This window comes from Mesorhizobium sp. M1365, from assembly GCF_040317865.1.
Classification (GTDB): domain Bacteria; phylum Pseudomonadota; class Alphaproteobacteria; order Rhizobiales; family Rhizobiaceae; genus Mesorhizobium.
Genome location: NZ_JAMYLG010000050.1, coordinates 23,434 through 33,146, shown reverse-complemented (window position 1 = coordinate 33,146; position 9,713 = coordinate 23,434). Strand labels below are relative to the sequence as shown.

8 protein-coding genes and 1 pseudogene are annotated in these 9,713 nt (G+C 60.1%); 5 read left to right on the top strand and 4 right to left on the bottom strand.

Features of this window, described 5'->3' with window-relative positions; all coding sequences use genetic code 11:
• Positions 1-80: 80 nt before the first annotated feature.
• Together NKH04_RS29600 and NKH04_RS29595 are read left to right on the top strand one after the other, a co-directional pair.
• Positions 81-1,583, top strand: coding sequence for a calcium-binding protein (locus tag NKH04_RS29600; RefSeq protein WP_353045386.1), 1,503 nt, complete (start codon positions 81-83; stop codon positions 1,581-1,583).
• A 301-nt stretch (positions 1,584-1,884) separates the two neighbouring features.
• Positions 1,885-2,772 carry a LysR family transcriptional regulator gene (locus tag NKH04_RS29595; RefSeq protein ID WP_353045385.1) on the top strand — a complete coding sequence of 296 codons (888 nt, stop codon included), beginning with the start codon at positions 1,885-1,887 and terminating at the stop codon, positions 2,770-2,772.
• A gap of 20 nt (positions 2,773-2,792) precedes the next feature.
• Here NKH04_RS29595 and NKH04_RS29590 read toward each other — a convergent pair.
• The 4 genes and pseudogenes from NKH04_RS29590 to NKH04_RS33330 form a co-directional block, all read right to left on the bottom strand.
• A pseudogene (locus NKH04_RS29590) lies at positions 2,793-3,016 on the bottom strand (DUF2274 domain-containing protein).
• On the bottom strand, positions 2,982-4,025 hold the full coding sequence (locus NKH04_RS29585; RefSeq protein ID WP_353045384.1) for a hypothetical protein: 1,044 nt from the start codon (positions 4,023-4,025) through the stop codon (positions 2,982-2,984). The pseudogene NKH04_RS29590 and the gene NKH04_RS29585 overlap by 35 nt, the downstream one beginning before the upstream one ends.
• A 377-nt stretch (positions 4,026-4,402) precedes the next feature.
• The gene (locus NKH04_RS33335; RefSeq protein WP_502913460.1) at positions 4,403-4,735 is read right to left on the bottom strand and encodes a hypothetical protein; all 333 of its coding nucleotides are present in this window, start codon (positions 4,733-4,735) and stop codon (positions 4,403-4,405) included.
• Complete coding sequence (locus NKH04_RS33330; RefSeq protein ID WP_502913459.1) at positions 4,710-5,225, bottom strand: hypothetical protein; 516 nt, start codon at positions 5,223-5,225, stop codon at positions 4,710-4,712. The genes NKH04_RS33335 and NKH04_RS33330 overlap by 26 nt, the downstream gene beginning before the upstream one ends.
• A 667-nt stretch (positions 5,226-5,892) precedes the next feature.
• Here NKH04_RS33330 and NKH04_RS29575 point away from each other — a divergent pair.
• From NKH04_RS29575 to NKH04_RS29565, 3 genes are all read left to right on the top strand, one after another.
• On the top strand, positions 5,893-7,080 hold the full coding sequence (locus NKH04_RS29575) for a magnesium transporter (protein WP_352686937.1): 1,188 nt from the start codon (positions 5,893-5,895) through the stop codon (positions 7,078-7,080).
• 486 nt (positions 7,081-7,566) lie between these two features.
• On the top strand, positions 7,567-8,841 hold the full coding sequence (locus tag NKH04_RS29570) for a tetratricopeptide repeat protein (RefSeq protein WP_353045383.1): 1,275 nt from the start codon (positions 7,567-7,569) through the stop codon (positions 8,839-8,841).
• The gene (locus tag NKH04_RS29565) at positions 8,838-9,662 is read left to right on the top strand and encodes a FecR family protein (RefSeq protein WP_353045382.1); all 825 of its coding nucleotides are present in this window, start codon (positions 8,838-8,840) and stop codon (positions 9,660-9,662) included. Before NKH04_RS29570 ends, NKH04_RS29565 begins: the two co-directional genes overlap by 4 nt.
• Positions 9,663-9,713 lie beyond the last annotated feature (51 nt).

Here is a 9,713-nt window from a genome sequence, read left to right as displayed (position 1 = left end):
TTGGAATAGACCCCTATCCGGTGCGCACGGGAACGGACACGGTCGACTACGACATGATCGACCGAGCCGTGGCTGCAGCGGTGAAATCCGGCATCCCGATCAGCAACATCGTTCCGGTCTATCAGGCCTTCGGCGGCGGCAATTGGGAGACTTCCGATGGCGGCAGACAGGTCATGCCCACCGCCGAACAGATGCAAATCATGATCGATCATTGGGCCAAGCTGGTTCCGTCACCTGCCTTCGACTACACCTACAAATGGGGAACGCAGAACGGCGACACCGCATTAGAGAGCTCTCCGGAACTACAAGCCGTTTTCCGGGAGCACAACCTCGCAACGACTGGGACCGAACCGCCTCCCGTCGACACAAGCGACACCTTGTATGGCACCAGCGGCGACGATGTGTTTCACGGCGCCGGCGGCCACACGATGATCGGCTATGGCGGCAATGACACCTATTATGTCGATGACATCCGCGACAAGGAGATCGAGGCCGCGGGCGGCGGTACCGACAAAGCATTCGCCTCCGTAAGTCATGCCCTTGCGGTCGGCTCCGAGATCGAGTTTCTCACTACCAGCAACCCGTCAGGCACGACGGCAATCAACCTCACCGGCAACGAGTTCGCCCAGACCATCGTGGGCAATGCCGGTGCCAATGTCATCAATGGTGGCGGCGGTGGCGATATCATCAATGGCGGTGGCGGTGCCGACACCATGGCCGGTCAAGGCGGCAACGATACCTTTTATATCGATAACGCTGGGGATAGGGTAGTTGAGGGGGCGGGTGGTGGGACTGACAAGGTGCTTACTTCGGTGAGCCACGCGCTTTCAGCCGGCTCGGAGCTCGAGTTTCTCGCCACCAGCAACCCGTCAGGCACGACGGCAATCAACCTCACCGGCAACGAGTTCGCTCAGACCATCGTGGGCAATGCCGGCGCCAACGTCATCAATGGCGGCGGCGGTGGCGATATCATCAATGGCGGCGGCGGTGCCGACACGATGGCCGGCCAAGGCGGCAACGACACCTTCTACGTCGATAATACCGGCGACAGAGTTTACGAGGCGGTGGGCGGCGGCACCGACCGGGTCTTCACTTCGGTGAGCCACGCCCTGTTGGCCGGCTCGCAGATCGAGCTCCTCGCCACCACCAATCCGTCCGGTACGTCTGCAATCAACCTGACCGGCAACGCCTTTGCCCAGACAATCCAAGGCAATGCCGGCGCCAATGTCATCAATGGTGGCGGCGGTGCTGACATCTTGACCGGTAACGGAGGCAATGATGCATTCGTGTTCAACAGCGCCCTTGGAGCCGGCAATATCGACAAGGTCACCGACTTCAACAAGCTCCAGGACAAGATCCAGCTCGACGACGCCATTTTTGCCGGGCTTAAGTTGGGCGGCCTTTCATCCGATGCTTTCTTTGCTGGCACGGCTGCGCATGATAGCTCCGACCATATAATCTACAACAGTTCAACCGGAGCGCTCTCTTTCGACAGCGACGGCATCGGCGGCGCAGCTCAAATACAGTTCGCCACTCTCTCTCCAGGTCTGTCGCTTACGGCAGGTTCGTTCCTTGTGATCTGAACGACCCGGAACGGCGGACCTTCAATTCGAGACGGTCCGCCGCTCCGTCTTTGTTCAAGCACCGGATTTCCAAGCGAAGTAATCAGTCCGGGTGGCGCTCTTATCCTGGAGCTAGCGCGACGTACCCGTCATAAGGTTCGCCCGAAAAAATGGAATGGTATCGTCCTTGTCCCCATGATCCTTCGTAAAAGACGCTGGGATGGTTTCACTCAATGTCAATACTGAGATCTGGGGATAGCTCGCCAGCACCAAAAGCGCTGAAATGTCTGCAATTTGTCGCTGCCCTTGACGTTGAGCCGAGATGCGGAGCTCTATTCAACTCGCGAGCCTCAATTATGCACTTGTTGTCGCCGAGGAGGGCAGCTTTCTGCGCGCGGCGCGGCGCGCCGGGATCGATCACACTGCGCTCAGCCGGCGCATACGCGATCTCGAATACGCGATGGGAACGAGGATATTTCATCGCCATGCCCGCGGCGTTGGCCCAACCCCGGCCGGCGAGCGTTTCCTCGATCGTCTGCGCTCCGTGCTGCTCGAACTGGACAATACTCTGACGCTGGCCAGGACGGGCATCAAGGATGAACAACAAAGGCTTTCCATCGGCTCCAACGGACTCGTCCTCGCCGGGCGAGCGCTGGATGTAATCATCGAGTTCGGGAAATGTCATCCAAATGTGACCGTCAGGTTGATAGACGGGTCCTACCCCGAGCCTACCGCTGCTCTGGGCGGCATCCAGGTCGACGTCACCGTGACCTCCTCCTCGCGATCCAATGGCGGCCCATTCGAACTAATGTTGTGGAAGGATACTCTGGCCGTCGTTGCTGCTTCAAATCATTCTCTCGCAAACTGTCCCGTGATCGAGTGGTCGGAGCTACGCCAGGAGACGCTGCTTGTGCGCAGGGGCGAAGCATTTCTGCTCGCCGACGCTGTTGGAAATGGCGTGCAGCTTCCCGCAATCGTCGAACATCACGTCAGTGCGGGCATCCTTCTGCGCCTCGTCGGAAACGGTCTGGGAGTCGCTCTGATCTACGACGGAGATGCCAACGATGTTCCTGAAGATGCCGTCTGCCGTAAGCTGCGGATCGGGGGCAAGCCAATACAGATCTGCAATTTTGCCCGTTGGCGCCCGGACAACGCCAATCCTGCCCTGCCGATCTTCATCGCGTTCCTGCGCGATCGGTATCCGTCCTGACGCCGCAATGACCCGAATAGTCATCGCGCCTTCAGGGTTCGGGCTTTAGCAAAGGCTCTGTCCGTTGCCATGAACCGGGTCAGCATCGGCGCTATCAGCTTGCCGGATCGGCGACTATCTGTCCGGTCTCGCAGCCGAGCAATTCAGCATAGGCGACGAGACCGCGATGAACGGCGCCGGGCAGTTCGGCCGTGATCTTGACCGGACGGTCATCGGGAATGGCGGAGAGTTTCAGCTTGGCCATGACGGATCCTTCGGCGCCCCACCCGGTCAGGACCAAAGCCTTCGGCGATGCGCACCAGGTCGCTGAGCGCTGAACGGATTTGTGGCCAGGGGAACTCGGAGCATTCCTCCCATGCCTCGCCTTCGCGCAACACGGCATCGAGCTTGCCGGCCACGCCAGCGAGAGTCGTAGCGTGGGTGGTTGAGAAGGCTCCCAGAAGATCCTTCGCCCGGTCGCAAGCCTCGCGTTCGGCCCTGAGCGCAGCGGTGTAACCTGTCTCCTCGGCCGCCGCATTCCAGCGTGCTTGATGCATTGCGAACTCCGTTTCGGCCTTCTCTCGGAGAGCGGCCGTATCCGGCCCGTTGCCGAGCACTTCATTGAGCCCCTCGATCGAGTGGACCGTCACCTGCTCACCTTCGGGCACGCGGAGGGTCACACAAGGAAAGCCGACTTTCTCGGCAAGCCTTGTCTCTAAATGCTGCTGCTTGCGGCAAAGCCGCTCGGTCTGTTTGTGGACTCTCTCCCATTCCCGCCAAAGCGTCACTGCAGGATCAGAACGCACATTCGTGCTGCCGGCGCCGCTTGCTGGCGCGTTGCCTTCGAGCGTCCACGCGGTGGTGGCCACGACTGTTCCCTCAAGCACTCGCCTGCGGGTGACGTAAGGCAGAGTCGTGGTATTGTCGGAATCACCCATGATCCGAGCTCCATCAGCTTGGGTTGTGGTCAGGCTGACTGGAGTGTTGGCGCACTCCGGCCAGCCGCCGCACGTGCGATGCAAGTGCGGTGCACGTGCATATCTATGCGCCTTTTGAAACTGAATATCAAGCCGCAGAGCGAAAATGACAAAAAAGCCGTTCACCACCCGCCTTGATCCGCCGGTGTTGGCCTTGGCGCAACAGCTTGCAGAAGCGGAGCGGCGTTCTATCACCTCGGTGATAGAACTCGCATTGATCGAGTACGCGGAACGGCGCGGAATCAAGATAAGTGCGACGGAAAGGGAATAGTCAGAAGCGGGCTTGGACGCCGCCAAGGTACTGGGTTGGCGAGCACGCATGCGATCACATGGAGCAGAAATCAGCCGACGGCCCGGCTGGCCACGGGTACGTGACTGGCACGTTTCCGGCCCCTGCCCACGCTCGACCGCCACGGACCGGCCAACCAAATGCTGGCCGGCGTATCGCAGACCGGCACGCGCATTCTTCTTACAATCTCATCGAAAACAGGATCGACAAAACTCGTCACGGTCGATCTTCCAATGCGGACGACTCGCTGCCGACGAGTTCGGCAGCTAACCGACGTTGGCAGCACCAACGCGGCGGATTTCCCGACCCTTATTCCGCCGCTCCGCTCTCAGCGCGACGGTTGAGGACGATGAGGTTTTTTGCCCGGACCAGGCAATCGGGCTGCTCATTGCCGTAAGGGGGTCCGATTCTCATGATGAGACTCCGGCAAGAAGACCAGCTCGCTGAAGATGTCATCCCATTCGATATCGCCCCAACCGAGGAATAAGTGCAGGTCACCCAGACCTAGCGCTGCATTCTCCTGCGAGAGGTAGGTTCGATGGAGACCTTGTGGGCGCCCGAAGGAACCATGGACATGCGGGTGGCCCGTCACCGGCGCAATGGCCCGCAGCTGCTCACGGAAGTTCAGGCCGCGATGGGTCGATTCACTGTAAGCGTGACTGAGATCGATGAGCGCCACCAGGTTCAGATGGCTAACCGCCTTTGCCGTCTGCGCCACCTCGGCCCGCTCTGCTGGCACTGACCCGGGTCCATGGCGAAGAGGTTCTCGAAGGTGATGCGCACGTCATAGGGCTTGCAGAACTCGGCGAGCTCGAACACCGCTTCGCGTCGCGTTCCTCGAGACCAAGACCATCGAGCACCTGGTCGGTAAAAAGCCCGCTATGCTGGACAAGGGCGCGCATCGATCCGATCGCAAATTCGACCAGGGCCTTGGCAGCATCAATCTGGTAACGGTACACCGCCGGGTCTGTAAGGTTCGATGAGACGACGCGGTGAACTGTATAGCGGAAATCGAACTTCCTCGTCAGCGCGATAAGCCTCTCGGCTCTCTCGGGGACGACGCGACCACCGACCATGAGGTGAAGGGTCGTCAGTTCCAGTCCGACGGCTTCGACGCCATATCGGCAAAGCTGCGAAGTCCGCTGCAAGGCTCTCCATCTGCCGTTGGAAGAGACTGAGTTAAAACCTGCGGCGATAATGTTGCTCATAAGCATCCCCAATGACGGGCGGCCAGGAATGCCAGGCCGGTCCGGATCATTTGTCAGGTGAGATGGCAATTACGGAACGATGCCACTCTCGAAACGAGTCCTCGTTCACCCCAAGTGCGATCGAGCGATCTACGCTACTGCCAGTGCGCCTACATTAACTCGGATCGGACCGCGACGACCTCGAGTCTTACAAAGCAGACTGCCTGGCCCGAACCTGGAAGCTCTCAAGAGCACCTCTCGTTCAGACAGACTTGATACTGAGAGCCCCTTTCTCAAGCTAAACTATTACAGGTTGACGAAAATCACATCAGCCTCCAGAGCTGGAGGAACTGGCAAGATGCGCGGCATGAGGCAAATCAATTCGACCGCCGGAGGCCCTGCCGCTGCAGAGTTTCCGGGTTTGCGTTTCCTTGCTGTGGCGTGCTCGCAGATCCCAGGAAAAGACCGGTGAAGTTCGCAACACGTTGAATTCTCGGCGACACGCAGAGGTTACAGCTCGCCGTTATGTAGGCCGCAACGGCTCAGATCTGTCTGGGTTCGGTCCACTCGGCGCCCGAGAGGCGAAGATTTCGGGATCGAGGCGCTTGAGCCACTGCGCGCCAGACAGAGCGATCCGATCCGTGTCATACTGTCAGGCAAGACACTAGCAATTTGGGGGCCGCAGCAGATGAAAGAAGAGAACGACGTTCAGAAGTTGGTGCGCACGCTGCGGGCTCGAGCACCTGATGACGCGGCTGAATTGCTGGCCCGAGAATCTCCCGAGTTCATCCGCGACACACTAAAGCTGTTGCCGGACGGGCACGCCCGTAAGGTGGCCGAGCATTTGCCACCGCATATGCGGCCCATCAGGTCTCATGGCGGTGGCAAGGATTTCGCGGTCCCCGACTCGCTCGTCGAGCTGATGGACCCGATTCCCGCCAGCGTTCCTGTCGCGACGACGGTTGCCGCCGCAGTGGAGGCGGTCAGACGCGCCAAGGTGCCGACCGAGCTCACTTATCTCTACGTCACGGACGAGGGCAATAAACTGGTTGGCCTGGTGGTCCTGCGCGATCTGATGCTGAGCGAAGCGGACGCGACGGTGGATCAGATCATGCTGCCCAGGCCGTTCGCCCTTAATGTCGGTCTGTCTTTGAGCGATGCCTGCAAGGCAGCAGTACGCCGTCAGTACCCTGTCTATCCGGTGGTGGACGCGGAGAACCGGCTGCTCGGGCAGGTTCGCGGCTGGCGCTTGTTCGAGCAGCAAATCATCGAGATTTCCGCCCAGTCTGGCCAGATGGTGGGTGTCCAGAAGGAGGAGCGTTCTTTTACGCCGCTGTTTTCAGCCTTCTTGAAGCGTCATCCGTGGCTGCAGCTGAACCTGCTGACGGCCTTCATGGCCGCTTTCGTGGTCAGTTCATTTACAGGCACGATCGAGAAGATCGTCGCCCTGGCGGCGTTCCTCCCGGTCTTGGCCGGACAGAGCGGAAACACCGGCTGCCAGGCACTCGCTATGACGCTGCGTGGCCTTGCCCTGGGGGATGTGGACAAACGACCGAAGCTGCACCTGGTGATGCGGGAGGGCGCGCTCGGGATCGCCAACGGCGTGCTCGTCGGCCTTGTTGCGGCTGCGGCGATGTGGTTCTACGCCTCGCGGCAACCGGAATCGGCGGCCCAAGCGCCCATGCTGGCACTTGTGATCCTGCTTGCCATGTCTGGATCGTGTCTCATGTCCGGAATCTCCGGCGTGCTGATCCCGTTGGGCCTGCGCCGGGTCGGCGCTGATCCGGCGGTCGCTTCGGCGATCTTCCTCACCACCGTGACCGATATTGTAGGCATGGGCCTGATGCTGGGGCTGGCCACCATGCTCGTGCTGTAGCAAGACGCGTCCGGTGACGCGTCCCTGGGAGTCGGGGGCGATAAGCTGACCTCGTCGCGTTCAACGAAACAGCAAGAGCCAGGCCGCATCGCGCACGCGTCGTGAAAAGCACCTTCCGGCAGCTCTCCGACCCCTTGCGCAACGCGACGGAAGACCTTTGGATGAGCCGTGAGTGACCTTGAAGCCTCATTGGGTGACCAGATACGCGCAGAATCGCGCGAACAATATTAATCTTGTCGGCTGTGCGATGCGCCACTGATGATGATTTGAGTTAGTTGCCACTGGTGCCGAATACTTCATTATGTACAGCAACGCTGAGAAGATGTTTTGACAACCAGCGCAACCGAAATACGAATAAACCCGATCGTTTGTTGCGCCGCTGCAACAGCTGCTGAGACTCGCATGGTCTGGTGACAGTTCAGTCGCCTTTTTCTTGGAGTCGTGCTAAATCCTTCGCACTAGTCGGGTTTGGGGTGGGTTCTCGGCATGCAATCTTCGTTTCGAACGATCTTCGGCTTCGCCGCAGCGCTGCTTTGTACCGGCGTATTGCCGGCCGGCGCACAAGGTCTTTTTACGGCATATGACGATGCGTTTTCGGCCCGCATCGCCAGTCCGGCCGACAATGGAACGCTCGCTCAATTCGTCACGGTTGCCGTCAACGCGGGACAATACGATCAGGCGATCTCCTCAATCGAGCAGTATCTGATCAAATATCCCCGCGATGCGCGCGCCCGACTGGCGGCCAGCCGATTGTACTATCATGTCGGCTCCTATGAATTGGCCCGGCGGCAGGTGCAGTACGGCATCGAAGTCGGCGGTCTGACCGCAAGTGAGCAGCAGGAAGCCGTTCGCCTGCTCGCCCGCATCGAGCGCGCGTTGCGTGGCGTCACCTGGGAACTCGCCCTGACCGGCGGCGTGTTCAGCGCATTTACCGATTTTGAGCCCGGCGGGGCGCAGGACGACGACAGCTTCGTCTCGCCCTATGGGCGGGCGGAAGGCTTTGTCCGGTGGGACCTCGGCACGCCAAGCGCCGACGCTCTCGTCCTTTCAGGCTCATTGACCGCGACCCAGCGCTTTTTCACGGAAGACCTGTCGATTCCGGGCAGCGAGAAGACTTTTATCCACGGCAACGCAGCGATTACCTGGGACAAGGGGCTACCCAACAGTGGGATCGATTCGCTGCGCCTGCTGCTTTCGGCGTTTACCGTTACAGATCGTTTCGACAGCGATATCCACGAGACCGGCATCGGCGTCAGTGGGCGCTTTCTTGTGCGCCCGACGGTCGAAACGACGCTTTTCGCAGGCGGCGGCTACATCGATCTAAGCGCCTCGCAAGGCATTTTCGCCGATAGCAGGGTTTTCTATGAGGCAGGCGGCAGCTACCGCTTCCGCAATGGCCAGGCGCTCGGACTGCGGCTGGTCGGCTCGAATGACTTCGCCTCCGGATCTGGCGAAATCGGCCACAGCTACACGGGCGAGGTCCGCTATGGCGGCCTGTTGATGAACGTACCGGATCTTTTCGCATGGTCGCACCAGATCGCCTTTTCGGCCGGCCACAGCAACACTCCCGATCTGTCCGTCGGCATCGGCACAAATATCAAGAGCGACTTTTGGCGCATTGCCTCGGAAAGCGATTTTCAGCTGACGGAGGCGCAGAAGATCAGCGTCGATCTCGCCTATCGCGAAACCAACTTCGACATCGCCAACCGCGACCGAAAATCGTTCGAAATGCTCATGAGCTATACGTTGACGCTCAATTGAAAGAGGCCGCGATGAGGACCCCGTACCGTCAGATCGCCATTTTTATCGCCTGCCTTGCCTTTGCGGCACCATCCGCCGCTGAGACGGTCGGGTCGATGACGGCCTACCAGACCAACATCGTCCGCAACAACGGCGGGACAATGAACGTGGGGGCCGGCGTCGAACTCGGTGACCAGCTACGCAGCAATCCCACTGGTCTTGGAATGCTGGTGTTCCGGGACGAATCGAGCGCCAAGATTGGTCCGAACACCAGCCTGACGATCGACGAATTCGTCTACAATCCGGGCTCCGGATCGGGAAAGATCGACATCGGGATGAACAGTGGCCTGGCCCGGTTCTATGGCGGCCAGGTTTCGAAAGGCGGCGTCATGCAGGTTGCGACGCCGCATATGGTGCTCGGAGCCAGAGGCGGCATCATCGAAGTGCTGGTGGCAGCCGGCCAGACCGTCGGCATTCTGCGCGCCGGCCGCATGACCTGCACGATCAATGGCAAACGGCTGGTCATCACAAACCCGGGCTACGCCTGCACATCGGAAGATGGCAAGCTGCTGACCGGCTACGGCGGAATCGACACCTTCCCGATATTGGACAGCATCGACCGGATTGCCGGCACCGGCCTGCCAGGCGCACCGGGTCCGGGATTGGACGTAAGCGCACTTTGTGCGTCGGCACTCGGCGGCTCGCTCAAAATCTGCGACTCCACCGACGGCGCATTGCCAGGAGTGGTCATGGAGTTCCCCGACACCCCAACGCCACCCGTGGGCGGCGGCGTGAATAAGGGCGAGTGTGAGGGTGAGGGTTGCTGCAACTACTGCGAATAGGGCTGGCCGCACGACATGAGCCTCTTGGTCGGTTGGCGCTGGGCTGATTGG